Raw genomic sequence first — 20,942 nt, 5'->3', positions numbered from 1 at the left:
ATTTAATTTGAGTGAAATTTCGTGTAAAGTTAATTTTATTGCCCTCATGGAACGGTCCAAAAACAAAAAAATTCTTCTTAGTCTAATTTTATGTATTCCCTTTGTATTTGGCGGATTTATCACAAATGAATCCATGGTACCATCTTTTAAGATGACAAAGATCGTCTTGGATGCTGGCCACGGAGGTAAAGATCCTGGTAATCTGGGTTCTAGGTCAAAGGAAAAAGACATTAATCTTGCAGTTACACTTTTAGTTGGAAAATACATCAAGGAAAACTTGCCTGATGTAGAGGTGATATACACTCGGGACGATGATAGTTTTCCTTCACTCAAGGAACGACCTATGATCGCCAATAATAACAAAGCACATCTCTTTGTGTCCATTCATTCCAATTCTGCTGCAAATAAATCAGCATTTGGAACAGAGACTTTCGTGATGGGGACAAAGCATTTTGATGCAAACTTTGATATTGTAAAACGAGAAAACTCGGTGATCCTGTTGGAAGATAACTACGAGGAAAACTACGAAGGGTTTGATCCATCTTCACCTGAATCCTACATGATGTTCAATTTAATGTCTAAAGTTCATTTCGAGAACTCCGTGACTCTAGCAGATAATGTAGAAACTCAATTTAGAGATCGAGTTGGTCGCAAAAGTAGAGGCGTGAAGCAAGGGCCTTTTTATGTGCTCTGGACTCCTTCAATGCCATCTGTTTTGGTGGAATTGGGATTTTTATCCAATTCAACAGAGGAGCAATTCCTAATGAGTCAACAAGGAAAAGAATACATGGCCTCTGCGATTTACCGGTCAATAAGAGACTACAAAGAGTCAATCGAGAAAAATTAATTTTCATAATATTTAACATTCAGAGCCCTTTTCTTGTGAGTAAAGGGCTTTTTTGTGGGATTGTCAGAATACTGTTTTGAGACTGAATAGGGTGACTGCAACCTAGAATACTACGACTGTTAGCTTTTTCTTTTTTAACTTGGAAGCTTAACTATTTGCAGAAAGCACTGGTTATGATTTCTAAACCCAAATTTGACTAATGACAGCAACTACTGGAAATTCTAATCCAACCATGGAGGGTCTACTCCATGAGTTAAAAGAAAAATATGAGCACGTTAAACTAGGTGGAGGTGCCAAAAGAATAGAAAAAGAACATGCTAAAGGGAAGCTCACCGCTCGTGAGCGAATAGACTACTTGCGTGATAAGAACACTGATTTTTTAGAAGTTGGGGCTTTCGTAGCTGACGGCATGTATGAAGAGGAGGGAGGTTGTCCTTCCGGTGGTGTTGTGACTGGAATTGGCTATGTGAGTGGGAGAATGTGCATGATCGTAGCCAATGATGCGACTGTGAAGGCAGGAGCATGGTTCCCGATGACTGCAAAGAAAAATCTTCGTGCTCAGGAAATAGCCATGGAAAATCAGATTCCTGCTATCTATCTGGTCGATAGCGCAGGTGTTTTCCTCCCCATGCAAAATGAGATTTTCCCAGACAAAGAGCATTTCGGAAGACAATTCCGAAACAATGCGAAAATGTCTGCAATGGGAATTATACAAGTTGCAGCGATCATGGGAAGCTGTGTGGCTGGGGGCGCTTACTTGCCGATCATGTCCGACGAGGCAATGATTGTGGATAAGACTGGGTCTATTTTCCTGGCAGGCTCCTATTTGGTGAAATCAGCAATCGGAGAGACGATTGATAATGAAACACTAGGTGGTGCTACCACGCACTGCGAAATATCAGGAGTGACGGATAATAAATACGATACTGATCAGGATTGTCTGGATGCGATCCGAAAGATTTTTGATAAAATAGGTCATAATCCTACTGCCGGTTTTGACCGCGTAGAGTCCCACAAGTCAGGCTTGACAGGAGATGAACTTATTGGCTCATTCCCGACTGAGCGTGTGAAGCCATATGACATGTTGCAGATCGTAAAAGGTCTTGTGGATGCTGGTGACTTCGATGAATACAAAGAAGACTATGGCAAAACATTGATTTGTGGCACTGCAAGGATTGATGGATGGGCAGTGGGAATAGTAGCAAATCAGCGGAAGATCGTCAAAACTGCCAAGGGAGAAATGCAGATGGGCGGAGTGATTTATTCTGACTCAGCGGACAAAGCAGCTCGATTTATCATGAATTGCAACCAGCGTAAAATCCCACTTGTTTTCCTTCAGGATGTCAGCGGCTTTATGGTTGGCAGCAAAGCTGAACATGGAGGGATTATTAAGGACGGAGCCAAAATGGTCAATGCCATGGCTAATTCTGTGGTGCCGAAATTTACCTTTATACTAGGAAATTCTTACGGAGCCGGTAATTACGCCATGTGTGGCAAAGCATATGACCCGCGCTTGATATATTCTTGGCCTACAGCTCAGATGGCAGTGATGTCGGGAGCTGCAGCAGCAAATACTTTGCTTCAGATCAAAGTAGCAGGTTTGAAGAAAAAAGGGCGGGAGATCACGCCTGAAGATGAAAAGGAATTGCTGGATGAAATCACTTCCAAATACAATGAGGAACTGAGCCCATTTTATGCGGCTTCGAGACTCTGGGTGGATGGAGTAATCGATCCTCGTGAGACTAGAAAGGTAATCAGCATGGGTATAGAAGCAGCTAATCATGCTCCGATAACTGAAAGATTTAATGTAGGCGTGATTCAAACTTAAGCCAATTTTTAGTATCTTATTTTATAGTTTCGTTCCATTAACCGTAGCCTTTTGACGATGAGTGATTTGACACCCGGAGAATTAAATGCCTTGGTTTCCTTATTGGATGATTCCGATCGTGAAGTAAGAATGCATGTGAGGGATAGAATCATTTCTTTGGGGAATGATATTATTCCCTTTTTGGAGAAAAAATGGGAGAATAGCTTCAATCCGGATATTCAGAAAGAAATAGAAGAATTGGTTCATGATCTTCAGTTTTCTCTGCTAAAGGAAAGGTTGAAAGATTGGCGGGATACCGACGATCGGGACTTGCTGACTGGGCTGTGGATTATCAATACTTATCAATATCCAGATCTCGAATATGCGAGGCTAAATGCTGAGATGCATCAGATTTACTTCGAGGTTTGGACTGCTTTCAAAAATGATTTGAGTCCATATGAGCAGGTGAGGGCAATTAACAATGTGCTTTTCAACACTCTCCGATTCTCTGCGAATACCAAAAACTTTCACTCACCGGCCAATAGTATGCTTTCCTCGGTTTTGGATTCAAAACGTGGAAATCCCCTGACATTATGCTCAATTTATTTACTGGTAGCAAAAAAGTTGGGGTTACCGATTTATGGAGTGAACCTCCCAAATCTATTTGTGCTCACCTATAAATCAGCGGATGTCACTTTTTACATCAATGCCTTCAACAAAGGATTGATTTTTAGTAGAAAGGATATTTTTAACTATCTGGAGCAATTGAAGATTGAGCCAAAAGAGGATTACTTCGAACCTTGTGCGCATCTACAAATTATGCTTCGAATGTTCAGAAACCTGGAAAATTCATTCGAGAAGCTTGGCGAGGCTGACAAAGTTCAAGAGATTAAGGAATTAATAGCCTTGCTGAACGATCAATAAGTCCGCACATTACAGCCAACAGCTCTAACTTGACTTGGTGTCGGCGACTCACCTTTCAATAGGGAATCCATTGCTTTGTCGAGGTAGTTTGATGACACGGCATTTTCAGCTTGAGGATTATTATCAATCGCTCCTCTATAACTGACCACAGCTCCTGGGGTAAGTAAAATTACTTCAGGGATTTTGGTGACTTTAAAGAATTTGGTCAACGCTTGGCTATCATCAATCAAGTAAGACATGTTTATATCGGACTGATCTATATAGCTTCGCAAGGCTGTTTTATCTTCTTCTTTTTGACTCACTTCTGGGTTTACCAGCATAAATGTAAAACCCTGATTTTGGTATTTGCTTCGCAAAGCAATCAAACGAGCTTCATACATTTTTGCAAAAGGGCATCCCAAACTATGGAAAATCAAGACTAAACCTTTCCCCTTAATTTGAGAGGCTACATTAACCTCTTTGCCAGTTACCGCATCAGTGAGATTGATCTCTTCCAGACTTTGAGCGGAAAGCGAAAAAGTTATAGAAAGAAGAATGGGGATAATTAAGCTTAGCTTTTGCATTTACCAAATAGTGTATGTTAGTACAACGTCTGAGATCACCCGAACCTGTACTGTGTAATGATGATCTGTAAAATCCGTACCTCGGACTTTACCTCTGATGATTCCTGCCTTTGGGTCAAAGGGTTCTAAGAGAATATTTTCTCGAAAAGAAACGCCTCTTTTCCCCTGACATTTAAAGATAGACTCTTTAGCTGACCAAGCCATGGTGTAATGTAAGGGATCCTTAGCCAAGAAGTCTAATTCTGATTGATCCAGAAACCGAAATCCAATCCTCAGGATTTTTTCCCGTATCAAATCCATGTCAATTCCAACCGGATTTTCCCTGTGATAAATAGCGCCAGCATATCCCATGGTATGAGAAAGTGAAATATATCCATGTCCATTCATGGTTTGAGATTTACCATGCTCATCTTTGAAAAAACCGGGATATGGAACATGCAATACATCCAAAGCATCTCGGATTGCCATTCTTGCAGTGGCCCATTCTCGTTTTTTCTCATGATGCGAAATGTTGGCGTAACCAAGTTTCTCTCTAAAGCTGAGAAAATCCAGGTCGTTTTCATCTTGAGTTTCGATAATCTTGATGGCCAAAGCCGAGGAAGAATCTATTTTTTCTATTTTTGTTTGCATAGCCAGCAGGGCAACCAAAGTCTCAGTCCAATATATGTCAAAAATAGAAGTTAATAAATTACAAACACTAACAGGACACAATGACTGCATCTATGCATTGGTAGAAGGGAGTGATCCCAGATTTTTTTATACCGGAGCTGGAGATGGTATGGTAGTGGAATGGGACTTGGATCAGCCGAAAGATGGTAAGTTGATCGCTAGACTGCCACATTCAGTTTATGGACTTGCTGTAGACCCAAGTAGGAATTTGCTTTTTATAGGCCATAATTTCGAAGGGATTCACGTCATTGACCTGAATGAAAGCAAGGAGATTTGGTCATTGAAGTTAACGGATAAGGCAATTTTTGATATCAAAATCTTTGGGGACGAAGCGTACATTGGTACAGGTGACGGGGTGCTTATTGTAGTTGATATTAATTCAAAAACGATCAAAAAGCACATCAAATTGAGTGAGAAGAGTATTCGCGTGATGTCTTTGGCAAAAGATAAACGCGAACTGGCAATTGGCCTGAGTGATCATACCGTAAAAATTCTTGATTTATCAGATAGTTTTAAACCCATTGCAAATTTAACAGGCCACACCAATTCTGTATTTGCACTTTCGTATTCTCCTGATGAGTCGATTTTGGTCAGTGCCGGTCGGGATGCTCGGTTGAAATTCTGGGAAACTGACAGCTATTCTCTACAAGAAAACATTGTGGCACATATGTATGCCATTAATTATTTATATTTCAAGGAGGACGGAAACCTTCTAGTCACCTGCTCCATGGATAAGTCCATCAAGGTATGGGATGCAAGCGAACGGAAACTCCTCAAGGTCATAGACAAAGCAAGAAATGCAGGTCATGGTACTTCAATAAACAAGGTGATTTGGAGTAGCTATCAAGGCAATGTAATTTCTGTGTCAGACGACCGTACTATTTCTATTTGGCAAATTGAAGCGAATTAACCTATGAAATCGAGCATGATTCAAGGTCTCAAAGCATATCGGATTATAGCCACGCGAGATTCCATGGGGCCTTTAAAAGACAAATTATAAACACATGAAGATCACACCAGCAGCCATTCGGCAAAAAACCTTTGAAGTTGGATTCAGAGGATATGAGAAAAAAGAAGTTACCACATTTCTGGACGAAATATCTGAAGTAGTCGACCTGCTTCACAAAGAAAATATGGAGCTGAAAACTAAGCTTCAAAATACAGAAGCAGAGGCAAAGCGATTGAAGGATGTGGAGGAATCACTTTTCCGTACCCTCAAAACTGCGGAAGATACCGGAGCTGCAATAATTGTAGAAGCGAATGAAGCTGCGGACTTGATTATCGCTGATGCAAATGAAACTGCTGACAATGCGACTAAGCACGTTGATCAGATGCTGGCTGACTCCAGGAAACAAGCTGAGGAGCAGGCTGCTGCGATCATCGGCGCTGCGGAAACCAAGGCGAAAGAGACTATCGTAGAGCTCAGAGAAAGCATGCAAGGCCTAGTCCGATCTTATGAAGGCCTAGCTGAGCAAAGAGAATCAATGGTGAAAAGCCTCAAGAGAATTGCACAGGACACCTTGAATCAGATTGATCTTTCGGAAGCGCATTACTCTAGAATTGACGCCAAGGCTCATGCCAGAGCGATAGATGAACTAAGCAGGTCACAAACATTCACTTTCGGAAATCTTGAGAATCTTGGATACGAAGAGGAGATTTTCGAAGAAGAAATAGATGAAAGTCCTTTAGCTGAAATGGAAGTGATAGAAGAGGACTTAGAGCTAGAAGATCATGATTCAACACCTGATTTGGAGATAGAAATCGAAGAAGATGCAGAGGAGGAGCTGGAATTAGAAGACACCAAGATGCAGCTGGAAGACGAGGTTCTTGAAGAGGATATAGAAGAAATAGAGGAGGCTAAGGAGAAGAAGCCATTTGAAGAACCGCTCAAGACTCAGGCTACCCAACCGAAATATACTGATGATGCTAAGAACCAATCAGGTTCATTTTTTGACCAATTTGACTGATGGGGAAAGTAAGTCTCGAAGGGATTGAGTTTCACGCCTACCACGGAGCATATCCCGAGGAATCCATACTTGGAAATCGCTTTACCTTGGATCTCGAACTGGAAACAGATTTCAGACAGGCGATGCTTCATGATGACCTGAGTGCAACTGTGGATTACTCCAAATTGTACAAATTGATCAAAGCCAGAATGGATGTGAAAGTGAAACTGCTCGAACATCTGGGCCACATGATTGTGACCGATATTTTAGAGGCCTATCCCAAAACCACAACAATTAGATTAACGCTTAAAAAGCATCATCCTGCTCTCGGAGGATTAGTAAGCTTCTCCTCTGTGCAAATTCAATACCCGGAAGATTATGCGTAATTATTTTCTAGTGTTCCTGCTAGTTTTTGGTTCATTTGGAACCCTCAAAGCTCAGGGAGAGGCCTATCAGTTTTTTACTAACAAAGGCAAAAAAATAGATTTGAAGGATGTTCTCAAAGACGCTAAAGATGTTGATGCGGTTTTCTTTGGAGAGCTTCATAATAACAGTCTTGGGCACTGGTTAAAATTGCAGGTGCTAAAAGGATTGCAAGCGCAGAATCCTGATTTGGTGGTAGGATCAGAGATTTTTGAGCGAGAAGATCAGTTGAACTTGGACGAGTGGTTTTCAGGTCAAATTACCGAAAGCAATTTCGAAGCTGAGGCAAATCTTTGGAAGAATTACAATAGCGATTACCGCCCTATTTTGCGCTATGCTAAGGAGAAAGGGTTAAGGTTTATTGCCACAAATGTTCCAAGAAAATATGCTTCTCTAGTCAGTAAAGCTGGTTTAGGCGCTTTGGATTCTCTTTCTTCCCAAGCGAAAAAATATTTTGCGAAGCTACCGGTAGAAGTAGATATGAGCATGCCAGGCTATGTTGCCATGAAGGATATGATGCATGGCGCGCCGGGCAATTCCGATTTTATGATTCAAGCTCAGGCTTTGAAAGATGCGACCATGGCAGAATCACTTTTTGAGCCTATTCGTGAAGGAAAGCAGATCTATCATATCAATGGTTCCTACCATACCAAAGACGGAGAGGGTATTTTGTGGTATTTGAAAAGAGAGTTCCCAGATCTGAAAATTTTAGATATCCACATGGTAACACAAGATCAATTGGATAAACTGGATGATGAAAATGCAAAAGCCGGTGAAATTATCCTTGTCTTACCTAGCGACAGCCATACTACCTATTAATCTTGTACAACAAAGCTGAAACATCGAGAATCCGTTCGGAGTTTTGGATTGCTTTTGGGCAATACATGAAACCCATTCCGAATGCGGAAGGAAGGCGAATTAACTGGCCGAATTACAAAACAGGCGTTCGGAATATTTATTTCAGGATGAAAGCTGAGCGTGATTTTGCGTCGATTGGAATAGAGATCGGTCATGCTGACGAGGAATTGCAGGAGTTGTATTTTGATCAATTTGCTCAGTTTAGGAAAATGCTGGAGGTCACGGTAGGCGAAGAGTGGAGTTGGAATTTGCACCAAGAGAATGAGTTTGGGCAGTTGGTTTCCAGAATAGAAAAAAAATTACCAGCCGTGAATGTGATGAATGAAGCAGATTGGCCAGAGATCATTTCATTCCTCAAACCCAGAATCATCGCCTTGGATGAGTTTTGGAGTAATGTAAAGCCAGGTTTTGAGAGTTAAAATTCATGTCGTCACATTTAAGTATTGAGTCAAATCACTAAACTTCCCTCCTAACAGTTTTCTACAGTTATTTTGTTTTAGGGCCAATTCAGAGCCAATTTTTTATTGGGTGCTCGATTATCAATTTAGCCCTGAAAGGGCTAAATACCTCAGCGATGGGTGAAGCCCATCGATGATATATATAGATAGATATTTATCTAAGCCCTAAAAGGGCGTAATTATAGCATTAGCCCCAAACATACCTCTCGTCATAGTCTACCTTATATTTTTTTTATAAATGCTCTGTATTCCTCTTGAAAAGTTTTGCTTACATGATGCTCTCGTTGGTTTTGTATATAAATACTAACAATTTCAATCTGGCTCGGATTAACTGAAAATGCGTCGTAGCCACCTTGCCAATTGCGATGGATGAATGGCTCTGTTCTTCTTCGTGCTAAAAATGATATGTACATAATTCTTTACGAGTGACTGTCCCATAATTTATTACGCCCTTTCAGGGCTTTAAAAATGAATGTTTCTTAAACCTTACAACGGCCTAGCGACCGTTGCTTTGTTATCTTGCCCTTACAGGGCAAGTGAATTTAATGATGCGATTGCTATTGATTCCAACAAGCTCTTAAGAATCAAATTTTTCAACGCCAGATGTAATTTATTCAGGTAAAGAGTTGGTTTTTTGGCTCTGAAAGGGGCAAATACCCCAGTGATGGTTGTAGTATAGAGGAAAGATGAACTAATGAAGTCCTGAAAGGACGGAATCAAAATGATTTTATACTCTATCGATTTCCAATGAATTGAAAATTGATAGAAATCATCAATTATTAAAACTCCCGCTTTACGTATTTCAATTCCTCAATTGTACTGACCCCGTCTTCTGTCATAGCAAGCCAGAGTTTGATTTCGTCGCCCACACGCTTCATGGTCAATCCGTGAAAATAAACGGTATTCTCAGCAACTTCCACCAATCGAAATGTGGTCCATTTGTCTTTTTCCTCCCAAGGTGAAAGGTCAGCATTAAAATGCTTGAGCTTCAATGAAAAAGTCTCTCCCTCTTGCACGATATTCATGAATTCAGAAAAGACAAGTTTGCCTTCACTCCAAAAGCGAAAAGTCCCAATCATATTCCCATCTACTGCTGGCATCCAAACTTCCTCGCATTCTCCACCAAAACCAGTTCCGGTCCAAAAACCTTCCAGCCAATCCAAGTCAGAGACATGTCCTTTACCAGGCTCTTGATCCTTTTCAAGTTGCTTCACCTGAGAAAAAGCTATTGAACATATAAAAAGTAGAATGCAGGAGAGTATTGACTTTTTCATAGGAAAGGTTTTGTTCTATATGAATTTATTAAAAATTCTGAGGTAATGCTCAGATTATGAAGAGCTATTTTATGCCAGCTTCTGGAGAAGCAGAACAACTTTTTCAATGGCGTTCTCTGCGAAACCTTCATGTCCTTCGCGGTTAAAAATGAAAATTACACATCATGTCTCTTTGGAATCTCGGGATTCACGAACGTAAATCCTCTAGCCTCGTCTCCTTCAAAAAAATCAATCTGCATTCCCATCAAAAACATATAATGCTTTTTCTCAATCAGAACTGGAATCCCTGCTAATTCAAATTTCTGATCTTCCTCCTTCGGCTTGTCAAAACCCAAAGCGTAGGACATACCACCACATCCGCCACCCTTCACGCCCACTCGTAGGTGATAGTCAGCAGGGATGTTCTTATTGGCCATGATATTTTTGATCTCTACCTCGGCCTTTTCGGTGATCTTTATTGGAATTATCATGTGGTGAAAATGATTTTGGCAGGGAATTGGTTCGCGTCAATACAAATTTACATTCCCCTTATGTTTTTTGACGGGGATAATTTGTGCAAATTCGAGTTTAATCCCCAAAAATGGAATACGCAGTCGATTTATTGAAAATTCTTTTGCCAGCAGGCATAGTCCTTTATGGAATGTATCTAGTGGTCGTTTCTTTTCTTTCAAAGGAAAGGGAAAAGACACTGGTGGAGTTGAAAACCCAAAACTCCCAAACCATTCTTCCTATTCGTTTGCAGGCGGCTGAACGGATTTGCCTTTTTCTTGAGCGAATTACTCCAAATAATTTGGTGAGAAGATCTAACCCAGGAGGTCTGACTTCAGGTGAATTACACTCTCTTTTGCTTGCTGAAGTTCGTGAGGAATTCAATCATAATTTTTCCCAGCAAGTGTATTTTTCTGAGGAAACTTGGGAAGCAGTAAAAAGAGCTGTAGAAGAAGTGACTACAATCATCAATCAAAGTCGACAAGTACTTAATGAGGAAGCCACTGGGCTGGATATGGCTAAGGCGATTTTTGCGCAAGCTTTAGACAGAAAGAACGATCCGATCGGATATGCGTTGAAACAAGTGAAATCAGAAATTCAAATTTACTTTTGAAAATGAGCAGCTTAAAAGCAAAGACTTCCGCAACTATCGATAATGCCAAAGCACTTTTTGGTAAAAAGGTAGATGCACTCATAAAGCAAAAAGAAAAAGTGACGGAGTTAATTGCTGGAGTTGGACATAAGCTTTCAAGTGTTGGGGATAATCCAAGAGTAAAAAAACTTATTGAGCCTTTATCTGTCTTTATCCGCATGATCAAGGCACATTTTAATGGAGCGCATAAATTGACCAATAGTACTCTTGGCTTGGTACTTTTAGCTTTAGTTTACTTTATTTCACCCATTGATATCATTCCTGACTTTTTGGGTTTTTTTGGCTTTGCAGATGATCTAAGCGTTGTCTTGGCTATTTATGCCAAAGTAAAAGATGAAATTGAAGATTTTTTGGATTGGGAGAGAACTCAAGACTAGCTAGGTCTGTTAGTCTCCAAAATCACAGGAAATGCTAGACCAACAAACAGTATTAATTTCTTCTAAGCTAATTGAATCGGCTCAGACATACGCAGAATATAGAGAAATGATTGATCGGCTTTTGGCTGAAAATAAGACTACTGGAATCAATCATTCAGAGAGTTATCTGGATTATACTAAGATGAATGTGCAGCGAATGAATCGCTGGGATAAAACGGCAAAGATTTCACCCGAGCTGGAGAAAGTGGTAAAGTCAATTTCTTCTCCCCAAGTTTGGCTGGTGATTACTGAAGCTTGGTGCGGAGATGCAGCTCAAAGTTTACCATTTATAGCCAAGCTGGCTGAATTGAATCCACTAATCAACTTGAAATTTGTTTTGCGGGATGAGAATCCGGGCCTGATGGATGCTTATCTTACCGAGGGAGCACGATCAATTCCGATTTTGATTAGCTTGTCTGGTGATTTGAGTAAGGAGCTTTTCGTCTGGGGACCTAGACCGGAATTTCTTCAAAACCGTCTAAAGGCATATAAATTGGATCAACAAAACATTACTTCCAAGGAGTTTGCGGACGGTACTCACCTTTGGTATGCACGGGATAAAAATAAAGCAATAACAGAGGAATTGATCCCCCTGATTGCTGCAACATTATAAAATATGCGAATCGCACTGATTTCTGGATCTTCCGGCCTGGTGGGCAAGGCTATTCTTCACCAACTTTTCAAAAATGAAGAATATAATTATGTATTAAGCGTTGGCCGAAGGAAACTCGCTATTAAGCAACAGAAGCTTGTACAGATTGAAGGTGATATGGCGAAAATTGAGAGCTGGGACTGGGAAGCTAAAATTGCCGAACAGAGTCTAAGCGGAGAATATTTTGCTCTGATCGATGCGCTGAATAAGAAATCGGCAGAAATACACGCATTTTCCGCATTAGGCACTACCATAAAGCAAGCAGGATCAAAGGAAAAGTTTTTTGCTATTGATCATGATTTGGTAATTGAATTTGCCAAGTGGGCAAAGACCTTGGGTACATCAAAGTTTCTATATGTTTCCTCCTCCGGTGCCGATGCGAAATCCTCGATTTTTTATAGTCAAACAAAAGGTAAAACCGAAGAAGATCTTAAGTCAATCGGATTTAGCTATACAGGTTTATTCAGACCCTCCTTATTAATGGGGAATAGAAATGAATTTCGACTGGGAGAGCAAGTCGCTCAGGTAGTGATGAAGCCTTTGATTTGGTTAAAGCTATTTAAGAATATTCGTCCGATCTATGATTTTCAAGTGGCCAAGGCTTTAGTGAAAACTGCGCTGACGCAAAAATCAAATTCTATAGAAGTGATCTCCTCCGGAGAAATGCAAGACCTAAGCAAATGATAGTAGTTATTCAAAGAGTATCTGAGGCTTCCGTTAAAATTGATGGGAGAGTAAAAGCCGAAATAGGAACAGGATTGATGATTTTACTGGGAATAGAAGAGGCTGATTCGGAAGAGGATATTACTTGGCTAACGAAGAAAATCACAAATCTCAGGATTTTCCCAGATGAAAATGAAGTGATGAATAAGAGCCTATTTGATATCAACGGAGAGATTTTACTGATTTCGCAGTTTACACTTCATGCAAGTACGAAAAAGGGAAATCGACCTTCCTATATCAAAGCGGCCAAACCTGATATTGCGATTCCTATGTATGAGAAAATGATTGTCTCGTTGGAATCGGAACTTGGGAAATCAATCGGTACCGGTGAATTCGGGGCAGATATGAAAGTTTCCTTGGTCAATGATGGTCCTGTTACCATTATAATGGATAGTAAAAACAAAGTCTAAATGTAAAGACAGGTTAGGACAGGATAGGATGAGGACTGGTTTACCTATTTTAGTGAAGATTAATTTAGGTTTTATCTTTTCTAATCCTGTCGCATGAAAACCCAATCTCTCATTAGATTTTTTGCTTTTTCTCTACTAATTACTCATTTGCTTTACGGCTGTAGCAAGCCAAATCAGGAATCCAGCGAAATCCAAGCAAAGCCAAACGTAATCATCATTCTTGCCGATCAGTGGAGAGCTCAGGAAGTTGGTTATATGGGAAATACCCAAATCAAAACTCCCAATTTAGACAAGCTTGCTACTGAGAGTTTGATTTTTGAAAATGCAGTAACTACCATGGCAGTCTGTGCTCCGTGGAGAGCGAGCTTTTTAACCGGACAATATCCACTCACTCATGGTGTGTTTTACAATGACAAACCATTACCAAATGAAGCCCTGACTATGGCTGAAATCTATAAAGAACAGGGATATGCTACAGGGTACATTGGCAAATGGCATTTAAATGGCCATGCGAGAGGAGAGCAACATTTTAGCTCAAGGGATTTACCGGTGCCGAAAGATAGGCGACAAGGTTTTGATTATTGGAAAGTCAGAGAGGTGACTCACAACTATAACAATAGCTTCTATTTCGATGAAAATGATGTGAAGCATACTTGGGAAGGTTACGATGTTTTCCCACAGACGGATAGTGCGATTAGCTATATACATAGGAATAAAGAAAATCCTTTTGTGTTAATGTTGTCCTATGGACCGCCGCATGACCCTTATTTTTCTGCTCCCAAAGAATTCCAGGATTTGTATGATGCGAGCACCTTGGAGGTTCGTCCAAATGTTCCTCTCGCTTTACAAGATTCGGCAAGAAGGGTGATGGCAGGTTATTACGCACATGCTTCTGCAATAGATTTTGCGATCGGGAATTTGCTTGAAGAGTTGGATAAAGCGGGTATTGCAGACAATACCATCCTTGTTTTCACTTCGGAGCATGGTGATATGTTGATGTCTAAAGGAGTGCTGAAAAAGCAGCGACCGTATGACGAGGCAATCAAAGTCCCTATGTTGATTCGTTACCCAGCAAAATTTGGAGAGAAGAGCAGGAAAGTAAATGACCCAATAGGAACACCAGACTTATTGCCGACACTACTCGGATTGAGTGATATTACTCCCCCAAAGAGTATAGAGGGAAGTGATTTTTCCAGTGAATTGCTTGCTGGGGAAGATTTGGGAAATGAAGCTGCCTTGATAATGCTACCTGTTCCTTTTCACGAGTGGAAATTTCTAAATGGTGGTAGAGAGTTTCGTGGAATCCGGACCAAAAGATATACTTACGTCAAAGATTTAAAGGGTCCTTGGTTGCTTTATGACAATCAAAAAGACCCTTATCAACAAAGCAACTTAGTTAATGATCCCGCATTATCAGAACTTCAACATCAGTTGGAAGGTGTTTTGATGGAAAAATTGAAAGCTACAAATGATTCTTTTCTTCCAGCGGATGAGTATATGATGCAGTATAATTATCTCTACGATGCGAAGGATAGCGTTCGCAAGCCCAATTATTTGGAGCTTAATCGATAAGAATGATGCTTCCCGCAGATATACGCAGATAAATCTCGCAGATATACGGAGATTTTTGAGCTTTCGAAGGTAAGCTAATTCTTGGAGTTCAGCGTAAATCAGCGTTCCTTTTCAGCGTGAATCTGCGGGAAGCCTTACTTTTAAGTTGAGCATTTATAATAGTACCGATACCTATTTTTATTGATGTCGGATTTTGACTGTTTCGGAGAAAATGCCAATCTTCAATTTTCAAATCATTTTATTTTGTCTACCTCATTACTTAGTATCCATTCCGCCCAAGTTCTCACCAAGGGAAAACAAGTTTTTGAATCACTGGATTTTAATTGGGAAGTTGGACAGCAATGGGCGGTAATAGGTAGCTCTGGCGCTGAACTTACAGCCTTTATAGAGACTATCCGTGGGAATGCTGTGATTCCAAAAGGTCAGGTCAATCGACCTTTTGCACAGGAATATACCGAGAAGAAAACCATTTCTGGCGAGATCAATTCTTTCCGAGACTTGATAGCGTATGTCTCTCAGCGCTACGAAATTCGCAATAAATCCAATCAGCAAAACTTCTATTTTCAACAGCGATTCAATTCCTCAGAAGCTGAAGAAACGGCCACTGTTCGGGAATATTTATTGGAAGTGAAAGCAAAAGTTGAAGGGCCATGGACCTTGGAAAATGTATCTGAATTATTGCATTTGGAGAAGTTGCAGGATAAGTCTTTGCTCTTGCTTTCCAATGGGGAAACCCGACGATTGGCGCTAGGCCTGGGGCTTATGCGTCAGCCAAAAATCTACCTGATGGATCAGCCCATGACTGGTTTGGATGTCAAAAGCAGAGCGGAGTTTGGGGAGATTTTGAAAGTTATAATTTCCAAAGGAGTTCAAGTCTTGTTGACCACTTCAGCAAATGAAATCCCTGAAGGCATTACTCATGTAGCCAAGTTAAGTGGAAAAGGGATAGAGAATGTGTGGGAAGTAGCTGACTTTCATTTGACCGCCAAACACGAGCAAGATTTCTCTTACGATTGGGGATTATTAGATTCCTTGCTACCAAAAAGACCTAAGGAAAATACAGAAGTAATTCGTCTGGAAAACCTCCATATCAAATACGGAGAAAAGCAGATTTTGACAAACCTCAACTGGGAGGTGAGGTCAGGAGAGCGTTGGTTATTGAAAGGCTCCAATGGTTCTGGGAAATCTACCTTGATCAGTTTGTTGGTTGGAGAGAACCCTCAAGCCTATTCTCAAAATCTATGGCTCTTTGGGCGGAAACGAGGAACTGGAGAGAGTATATGGGATGTGAAGCGGCCTACTGGTTTTGTAGCCCCTGAGCTTAGCCGATTCTTTCCTGCCAACCAAACCTGCCGAAAAGTTATCCTTTCGGGGCTTTTTGATACAATGGGTTTATTCAAAAAAGTTTCCGCCGAGCAGGAAGCATTGGCTGAATCTTGGATAAAGCTTTTCCAGCTAGCAAGCTTTGCAAATATTCCTATCAACCGACTTTCTCTGGAAAACCAACGTTGGACATTACTTGCTAGAGCGTTGATCAAGCAACCCCAATTGCTAATCCTCGATGAGGCGTCGCAAGGAATGGATGAGTTTCAGCGTAGGCTATTTAAGGATACTGTGCAGCAAATTTGTGAGCGATCTGAGATGACCTTGGTGTATGTGAGCCACTATGCAGAGGATGTGCCAGAGGCGGTGGGGAAGGTGATGGAGTTGGGATAGGTTCTATAAAGAGATAATTTTAGAAGAAAAATTTATAGGAAATGGATTCATTTAGATTTTTTATTGGCTTATGTTTTATTCTTATATCAATTATTGTTTTTATTATTCAGTATAGAGATAATGCTTTTAACAAGAAAGGGTGGACTAGTGGTGATGTTAAATTATTTTATGCTGGAATATCTGCCTTATTAGGCGGGATATATTTTATTCATACTTCGTTTTAAAAAATGCAGTTCTGACAAAGTAGCTATTTGTGGGGGGAAGAACTATTTGACTTGTACTGTAGTTGAAAATAGCTTCTGATGTTTTAGCCCTGAAAGGGCTCAATACCTCAGCGATGGGTGTAGCCCATCGAAATTGATATTTATTGTCATTTAGTTCCAAGCCCTGAAAGGGCGCTATCAAAAGTACAGTGTCATCCCCAAACATACCTCTCGTCATAATCCACATTATATTTTTTCAAAAAAGCTCTGTACTCATCTTGGAATGATTTACGTTCATGATGTTTACGCTGATTTTGGATATAGTCAGTCACAATACCAATCTCACTAGGATTAACCGAAAATGCCCCGTACCCATCCTGCCAATAAAAATCACTCAATTCAACTGCTCGCTTTTTCATCCATTTGGAAGAATCTGTTTTTAATTCCTCTAGCAATTTCACAATGGTTAAATTTTTATTCAAGAGGCACAGAATATGCACATGGTCTAAATATCCTCCTACTTGAATCGGAGCACAGTCTAAGGCTTTGCACACTCCCCCGAGGTATTTGAATAACTCTTCTTCATACACTTGTTTGATAAATGGCTGTCTGTTTTTGGTGCTAAAAATGATGTGTACATAATTTTTCACGAGTGATTGTCCCATAGAATATTGCGCCCCTTCAGGGCTTTAAAAATGAAATCAACTGATTCCTAACAACGGCCTGGCGACCGCTGCTATGATATTATGCCCTTTCAGGGCTAATGAATATAATATTCTCGGCCTTAAATGCTGATTTTCAATTGATTTAGTTTTAGTTTTTGTTATGATGTTTGTGTGATTTTGGAATCCTAGTTCTTTTCCACCCTCACTCCCTTAAACATCACCTCATTCTCACTCACTCTTATTTCCTTTCCACTCGATGTAGTGACATTCTTAAGCCTCACTTCTTTGGTTAGGATATAAGGAGATTTCTCCTCGTAATTTTCATCTATTCTTTCGGAATTGAAATTCCCGAAAATCGCTGGGCCTTGGTAATCATCAGGATGATTGGAGTCGTCGATTTTTAGGTTTTCGATAATGATTTGCTCCGGCATATAACAGGTGTAGCCGAAATCATGTTGGCCAGAGTTATATCCGCTAATTAAGACTGGACTGCTGGGTTTGCCTCCCATGGGTACAAAAGTACTGTTACGGATAGTTAATTTTCCTTCCCAAGTGCTACCATAGTCGGACCGGAGATTGATTAGACTTCTTCCTCTAATAGTGGAGTTTTCTACAGTGAATGTCCCAGTTCCGATCGCATTGATACCCATGTGCCCTAGCGTAGAGTTGCGGATTGTGGCATTGGCAACGCCCATGTGAGCATCGAAACGGGAAAAGACGCATTTATCGAAAAGTAGATTCTTAGAGTAATTTGAGCCCATTATTCCCCAATAAACATTGTCATCTATGTCATTTGTCTGAGTACAGTTGACAAAGGATACATTCAGAGCTCGGTTCACAATGATGTCATAGGTTCCCATAGTTACAGGTTTCCCCGCATTTCCTATGGTCGAGTAGGTTTTATGACCTGTCAAGGTGGTGTTTTTAACGGTTACGTTTGTACAGTTGGATATATTTAGAAATCCACTGTATGGAGCTCCTTGATCTCCTTCTTCAATGACGCGATGCTCCAATGAATCCACAATAACATTGGAGCGCTGTATGGATATATTTCGGCTGTAGTAGTTGTATTTTGATTCCTCCTGATTGGCAATGGTAGTAAAAAATCCTCCGGAAATAGTCAGGGTTTTCTCATCTATGGGAAGAGCTGTGATCTCAGTGATTTGCTCAAAATCCCAAATAATAGGAGCATCCTGATCCACATTTCCATTTTTGTCTATCAGAAAAATATCAGTTTGAGGAGCGCCATTGTTTTGATTTAGCCCATATCGGATATACCGCATCTTGTTGGAATTGGTGACAGTGATCAACGCAGAACCTGGCAAAGTGATGTCAATTTTCTCCTGATTTCTCTTCAGTGAAGTGATGCCATCAAGTTTATAAGATTCTAGGCTTGAGCTGACCAAGAAAACGGGTGAAGTTCTATTTTCCACATTTCTATCGTCAATGAGGAAGGTAGCATCACCAAAGTTTGTGTCAGTTTGGATGATTGCCGTAAGGGCCTTTCCTCCAATGTAATAACTTGCTCCATCATCCGCTATTACCTTTAAATCATGTTCATTGGCGAATTCATGCGCAGAAAAGATTGCCTGCATGGCATCGGTTTTTCCATCTCCTTTGGCCCCAAAGTCACTGTAATTCACTACCCCAGAAGCTATTATTTTTACGGCTGCATCTGAGGTTAATTTTGCGTCTAACTCCCCAATGGTTTCTTTTTCTTGATCAGAAAGCCAAAGCATTGGGAATCGAACCGGCATATTTCGAATGACTTCCGGCGTGTCAAAGTCAGCATCAAGTGAATTCCATAGCTCAAGGTATTGTTCCTGATCATAAGCAAGTCCTCCGAAAAGCAGAAAAGAATGTCGAACCGGCCATTTGTCCCAGTACATCACATCCTTTTGGTAGGGCCAGGAATCCTTGTTTTCTACAAAAGGGTAAAGGAATGAAATCCCTTTTTCCAAAGATTTCCCGTCTGCTGTTTGGTAGCTAAATAGGTTTTCGGAATCGTCCGCATACACTTGGCAAAGCGTTGCCATGGCATCTAAAGTGAAAAGAGAATAACCATAAGGTTTTGTACGTTTGAGTTCCAGTGGAAAACTCCCATCGTCGGCCATTTGATCAGGAAGCAGCACCGTTTTATACATTTCCTTACAGTAATCGAGGACTTCTTGATTGCCTACCAGTTTTGCAAAAACAGCAGCCTGCATTGCCCAACATACACTGTGATTATTTCCATGATCACGCTCATCTATCCCATATGGATGAGTAGTTATCCAATTCAAATACTCCGAAAACCAGTCTTTCATCTGCTTTATTTCTGAATCAGAAATCACTTCTGAATCTTCCACTGATTCGATTGCTTTGGCCACTTCCATGAGTTGGATGGTGTCGATGATTCCAATTCCTCGCCCTGTTACTTTTCCCTTTATCGCTTGAGCATAGAGCAAGTTTGGGTTCATCTTGGTGGCTTCATCTATAAACCAAGCTCTCAGATGCGGAGCCAAAGCTATGACATACTTTTCATCTTTAGTTACCAAATAGGCTGAAGCCAGTGCTCCAGAAATCTGGCTGAAGCGAATCATCGCTTCACGATGTGCTGTGAAATTGTCAGGATTGGTCAGGCCATCACACTGAATATACGGTCCATCTGGATTGTCTGGGTCTGGCCACCAATAATCTCCTTCTGAATAGAAATCATGTATCCCGCCTGCAGATCTTGGGCTACTTTCTGCCGTGACTGTAATTGGTTTTTCGCTAGCATATTTGTCTGCTAGCTGAATAACCCTTGCTCGTTCTTTTGCGAGATAGTCAGTTTCGGAAGGCTCGTTCTTTTGCAGGTTTGTGAAAAAGGAGGTGAATACAAAAAGAAGAATAAGAAGGGATCGGATCATTTTGGGTAAATAGATAAAGGATACCTAAGATGCAATTTATTGAGATGTTTTGAAAGGGATTTCACCGAAGTGGTAGCACAGGTTCCTGAAAGGGTATTGCTGATTGTTAAGCTTATGAGCGACAATGTGGTTAAGTGACTCAAGTCACTATCCTTCTCGGAAGAGTTTGCGTTATTAGTGTTATGAGCTATTATATAACAACAAGAATAAAAGGAGACTTCAATCAGGTGATTGAAAGAGTTACAGAAGAGTTGAAAAACCAAGGTTTTGGAGTGTTGACAACCATAGACATGAAGGCTACACTCAAGAAAAAGTTGGATGTGGATTTTTATAATTATCAAATTTTAGGAGCCTGCAATCCACCGAATGCCTATAAAGCCTTACAAGCTGAAGATAAGATCGGTTTGATGCTTCCATGTAATGTTATTGTCCAAGAGAAAGAGGAAGGTCAAATCGATGTTTCGGCAGTGGATCCAGTAGTCTCTATGATGGGAGTTAAGAATGAGGGACTTGAGCCAGTCGCCGTAGAGGTGCGCGATAAGTTGAAAAAAGTGATCGAAGCGTTAGCGTAAAGTCGTAGTTATAATTGTGTTTTGCCGCCTTGGCCTGTGTCTCACATGCCAAGGTTTTTGAATTCTCTTCTGTTCAGAATTTGCAATCCTCATCCTTTATCATTGGTTTTTCAAGCCGAAAAAAGCAATCGATAATTGCTGGTATTTTTAATTAAAGATTGCAAATCTTACGACACAGCTTCTAGGTTACAAATCTCGAAGCGTAGGTTGAG

At 40.6% G+C, this 20,942-nt stretch carries 22 protein-coding genes; 16 read left to right on the top strand and 6 right to left on the bottom strand.

What is annotated here, in order from left to right; genetic code table 11:
- Positions 1-46 precede the first annotated feature (46 nt).
- The 3 genes from QOL76_RS18905 to QOL76_RS18895 all read left to right on the top strand — a co-directional run bounded on the left by QOL76_RS18905 (position 47) and on the right by QOL76_RS18895 (position 3,578).
- Positions 47-847 carry an N-acetylmuramoyl-L-alanine amidase family protein gene (locus tag QOL76_RS18905; protein WP_283414524.1) on the top strand — a complete coding sequence of 267 codons (801 nt, stop codon included), beginning with the start codon at positions 47-49 and terminating at the stop codon, positions 845-847.
- 232 nt (positions 848-1,079) lie between these two features.
- A complete protein-coding gene (locus QOL76_RS18900; RefSeq protein ID WP_377919220.1) occupies positions 1,080-2,675 on the top strand; it encodes an acyl-CoA carboxylase subunit beta in 1,596 nt (531 codons plus the stop codon).
- Positions 2,676-2,732: 57 nt separating this feature from the next.
- Positions 2,733-3,578 (top strand): transglutaminase-like domain-containing protein, encoded by an 846-nt coding sequence (locus tag QOL76_RS18895; protein WP_283414522.1) that lies wholly within the window; start codon positions 2,733-2,735, stop codon positions 3,576-3,578.
- On the opposite strand, the gene QOL76_RS18890 is transcribed toward QOL76_RS18895, so the two are convergent.
- Positions 3,572-4,141 (bottom strand): redoxin domain-containing protein, encoded by a 570-nt coding sequence (locus QOL76_RS18890; protein WP_283414521.1) that lies wholly within the window; start codon positions 4,139-4,141, stop codon positions 3,572-3,574. The two genes, QOL76_RS18895 and QOL76_RS18890, sit on opposite strands and share 7 nt — an antisense overlap.
- The gene (locus tag QOL76_RS18885) at positions 4,142-4,771 is read right to left on the bottom strand and encodes a 4'-phosphopantetheinyl transferase family protein (protein ID WP_283414520.1); all 630 of its coding nucleotides are present in this window, start codon (positions 4,769-4,771) and stop codon (positions 4,142-4,144) included.
- A 34-nt stretch (positions 4,772-4,805) separates the two neighbouring features.
- On the opposite strand from QOL76_RS18885, the gene QOL76_RS18880 reads away from it, so the two are divergent.
- From QOL76_RS18880 to QOL76_RS18860, 5 genes are all read left to right on the top strand, one after another.
- Entirely contained in the window at positions 4,806-5,720 is a 915-nt protein-coding gene (locus tag QOL76_RS18880; RefSeq protein ID WP_283414519.1) for a WD40 repeat domain-containing protein, read from the top strand.
- Positions 5,721-5,814: 94 nt separating this feature from the next.
- A complete protein-coding gene (locus QOL76_RS18875) occupies positions 5,815-6,777 on the top strand; it encodes a DivIVA domain-containing protein (RefSeq protein WP_283414518.1) in 963 nt (320 codons plus the stop codon).
- Complete coding sequence (gene folB / locus QOL76_RS18870) at positions 6,777-7,142, top strand: dihydroneopterin aldolase (protein WP_283414517.1); 366 nt, start codon at positions 6,777-6,779, stop codon at positions 7,140-7,142. The genes QOL76_RS18875 and folB overlap by 1 nt, the downstream gene beginning before the upstream one ends.
- Positions 7,135-7,998 carry a ChaN family lipoprotein gene (locus tag QOL76_RS18865; RefSeq protein ID WP_283414516.1) on the top strand — a complete coding sequence of 288 codons (864 nt, stop codon included), beginning with the start codon at positions 7,135-7,137 and terminating at the stop codon, positions 7,996-7,998. The genes folB and QOL76_RS18865 overlap by 8 nt, the downstream gene beginning before the upstream one ends.
- A gap of 2 nt (positions 7,999-8,000) precedes the next feature.
- On the top strand, positions 8,001-8,456 hold the full coding sequence (locus tag QOL76_RS18860; protein ID WP_283414515.1) for a DUF4268 domain-containing protein: 456 nt from the start codon (positions 8,001-8,003) through the stop codon (positions 8,454-8,456).
- A gap of 818 nt (positions 8,457-9,274) precedes the next feature.
- Here QOL76_RS18860 and QOL76_RS18855 read toward each other — a convergent pair.
- Both QOL76_RS18855 and QOL76_RS18850 read right to left on the bottom strand, forming a co-directional pair.
- Positions 9,275-9,769 carry a DUF6265 family protein gene (locus QOL76_RS18855; RefSeq protein WP_283414514.1) on the bottom strand — a complete coding sequence of 165 codons (495 nt, stop codon included), beginning with the start codon at positions 9,767-9,769 and terminating at the stop codon, positions 9,275-9,277.
- 155 nt (positions 9,770-9,924) lie between these two features.
- A complete protein-coding gene (locus tag QOL76_RS18850; protein WP_283414513.1) occupies positions 9,925-10,239 on the bottom strand; it encodes a HesB/IscA family protein in 315 nt (104 codons plus the stop codon).
- Between the two features lie 110 nt (positions 10,240-10,349).
- Between QOL76_RS18850 and QOL76_RS18845 the strand changes: the two genes are divergently transcribed.
- The 7 genes from QOL76_RS18845 (at position 10,350) to QOL76_RS18815 (ending at position 16,399) form a co-directional block, all read left to right on the top strand.
- Entirely contained in the window at positions 10,350-10,871 is a 522-nt protein-coding gene (locus tag QOL76_RS18845; protein WP_283414512.1) for a DUF7935 family protein, read from the top strand.
- Positions 10,872-10,873: 2 nt separating this feature from the next.
- Positions 10,874-11,287 carry a YkvA family protein gene (locus tag QOL76_RS18840; protein WP_283414511.1) on the top strand — a complete coding sequence of 138 codons (414 nt, stop codon included), beginning with the start codon at positions 10,874-10,876 and terminating at the stop codon, positions 11,285-11,287.
- 31 nt (positions 11,288-11,318) lie between these two features.
- Positions 11,319-11,939, top strand: coding sequence for a thioredoxin family protein (locus QOL76_RS18835; RefSeq protein WP_283414510.1), 621 nt, complete (start codon positions 11,319-11,321; stop codon positions 11,937-11,939).
- Positions 11,940-11,942: 3 nt separating this feature from the next.
- Positions 11,943-12,662 carry an NAD-dependent epimerase/dehydratase family protein gene (locus QOL76_RS18830; protein ID WP_283414509.1) on the top strand — a complete coding sequence of 240 codons (720 nt, stop codon included), beginning with the start codon at positions 11,943-11,945 and terminating at the stop codon, positions 12,660-12,662.
- On the top strand, positions 12,659-13,111 hold the full coding sequence (dtd, locus tag QOL76_RS18825) for a D-aminoacyl-tRNA deacylase (protein WP_283414508.1): 453 nt from the start codon (positions 12,659-12,661) through the stop codon (positions 13,109-13,111). The genes QOL76_RS18830 and dtd overlap by 4 nt, the downstream gene beginning before the upstream one ends.
- Positions 13,112-13,204: 93 nt before the next feature.
- Positions 13,205-14,683, top strand: coding sequence for a sulfatase family protein (locus QOL76_RS18820; RefSeq protein ID WP_283414507.1), 1,479 nt, complete (start codon positions 13,205-13,207; stop codon positions 14,681-14,683).
- 243 nt (positions 14,684-14,926) lie between these two features.
- Positions 14,927-16,399, top strand: coding sequence for an ATP-binding cassette domain-containing protein (locus tag QOL76_RS18815; RefSeq protein WP_283414506.1), 1,473 nt, complete (start codon positions 14,927-14,929; stop codon positions 16,397-16,399).
- A 415-nt stretch (positions 16,400-16,814) separates the two neighbouring features.
- Here the strand turns inward: QOL76_RS18815 and tnpA are convergent, their stop codons facing one another.
- Both tnpA and QOL76_RS21245 read right to left on the bottom strand, forming a co-directional pair.
- The gene (gene tnpA, locus QOL76_RS18810; RefSeq protein ID WP_283414505.1) at positions 16,815-17,267 is read right to left on the bottom strand and encodes an IS200/IS605 family transposase; all 453 of its coding nucleotides are present in this window, start codon (positions 17,265-17,267) and stop codon (positions 16,815-16,817) included.
- Positions 17,268-17,452: 185 nt separating this feature from the next.
- Positions 17,453-20,158 carry an alginate lyase family protein gene (locus tag QOL76_RS21245; RefSeq protein ID WP_346771421.1) on the bottom strand — a complete coding sequence of 902 codons (2,706 nt, stop codon included), beginning with the start codon at positions 20,156-20,158 and terminating at the stop codon, positions 17,453-17,455.
- Between the two features lie 182 nt (positions 20,159-20,340).
- On the opposite strand from QOL76_RS21245, the gene QOL76_RS18795 reads away from it, so the two are divergent.
- Complete coding sequence (locus tag QOL76_RS18795) at positions 20,341-20,730, top strand: DUF302 domain-containing protein (protein ID WP_283414504.1); 390 nt, start codon at positions 20,341-20,343, stop codon at positions 20,728-20,730.
- The last annotated feature ends 212 nt before the right edge of the window (positions 20,731-20,942 follow it).

This window comes from Algoriphagus winogradskyi (assembly GCF_900182815.1).
Taxonomy (GTDB): domain Bacteria; phylum Bacteroidota; class Bacteroidia; order Cytophagales; family Cyclobacteriaceae; genus Algoriphagus; species Algoriphagus winogradskyi.
Note: the sequence above shows the minus strand (reverse complement) of the source record. Positions and strands in the feature narration are given on the sequence as shown.

What these genes read in the sequence shown, in the direction of transcription:
- QOL76_RS18905 (WP_283414524.1), top strand. Translation starts at nt 47, where the DNA reads ATGGAACGGTCCAAAAACAAAAAAATTCTTCTTAGTCTAATTTTATGT.
- QOL76_RS18900 (WP_377919220.1), top strand. Translation starts at nt 1,080, where the DNA reads ATGGAGGGTCTACTCCATGAGTTAAAAGAAAAATATGAGCACGTTAAA.
- QOL76_RS18895 (WP_283414522.1), top strand. Translation starts at nt 2,733, where the DNA reads ATGAGTGATTTGACACCCGGAGAATTAAATGCCTTGGTTTCCTTATTG.
- QOL76_RS18890 (WP_283414521.1), bottom strand. Translation starts at nt 4,141, where the DNA reads ATGCAAAAGCTAAGCTTAATTATCCCCATTCTTCTTTCTATAACTTTT.
- QOL76_RS18885 (WP_283414520.1), bottom strand. Translation starts at nt 4,771, where the DNA reads ATGCAAACAAAAATAGAAAAAATAGATTCTTCCTCGGCTTTGGCCATC.
- QOL76_RS18880 (WP_283414519.1), top strand. Translation starts at nt 4,806, where the DNA reads ATGTCAAAAATAGAAGTTAATAAATTACAAACACTAACAGGACACAAT.
- QOL76_RS18875 (WP_283414518.1), top strand. Translation starts at nt 5,815, where the DNA reads ATGAAGATCACACCAGCAGCCATTCGGCAAAAAACCTTTGAAGTTGGA.
- folB (WP_283414517.1), top strand. Translation starts at nt 6,777, where the DNA reads ATGGGGAAAGTAAGTCTCGAAGGGATTGAGTTTCACGCCTACCACGGA.
- QOL76_RS18865 (WP_283414516.1), top strand. Translation starts at nt 7,135, where the DNA reads ATGCGTAATTATTTTCTAGTGTTCCTGCTAGTTTTTGGTTCATTTGGA.
- QOL76_RS18855 (WP_283414514.1), bottom strand. Translation starts at nt 9,769, where the DNA reads ATGAAAAAGTCAATACTCTCCTGCATTCTACTTTTTATATGTTCAATA.
- QOL76_RS18850 (WP_283414513.1), bottom strand. Translation starts at nt 10,239, where the DNA reads ATGATAATTCCAATAAAGATCACCGAAAAGGCCGAGGTAGAGATCAAA.
- QOL76_RS18845 (WP_283414512.1), top strand. Translation starts at nt 10,350, where the DNA reads ATGGAATACGCAGTCGATTTATTGAAAATTCTTTTGCCAGCAGGCATA.
- QOL76_RS18840 (WP_283414511.1), top strand. Translation starts at nt 10,874, where the DNA reads ATGAGCAGCTTAAAAGCAAAGACTTCCGCAACTATCGATAATGCCAAA.
- QOL76_RS18835 (WP_283414510.1), top strand. Translation starts at nt 11,319, where the DNA reads ATGCTAGACCAACAAACAGTATTAATTTCTTCTAAGCTAATTGAATCG.
- QOL76_RS18830 (WP_283414509.1), top strand. Translation starts at nt 11,943, where the DNA reads ATGCGAATCGCACTGATTTCTGGATCTTCCGGCCTGGTGGGCAAGGCT.
- dtd (WP_283414508.1), top strand. Translation starts at nt 12,659, where the DNA reads ATGATAGTAGTTATTCAAAGAGTATCTGAGGCTTCCGTTAAAATTGAT.
- QOL76_RS18820 (WP_283414507.1), top strand. Translation starts at nt 13,205, where the DNA reads ATGAAAACCCAATCTCTCATTAGATTTTTTGCTTTTTCTCTACTAATT.
- tnpA (WP_283414505.1), bottom strand. Translation starts at nt 17,267, where the DNA reads ATGGGACAATCACTCGTGAAAAATTATGTACACATCATTTTTAGCACC.
- QOL76_RS21245 (WP_346771421.1), bottom strand. Translation starts at nt 20,158, where the DNA reads ATGATCCGATCCCTTCTTATTCTTCTTTTTGTATTCACCTCCTTTTTC.
- QOL76_RS18795 (WP_283414504.1), top strand. Translation starts at nt 20,341, where the DNA reads ATGAGCTATTATATAACAACAAGAATAAAAGGAGACTTCAATCAGGTG.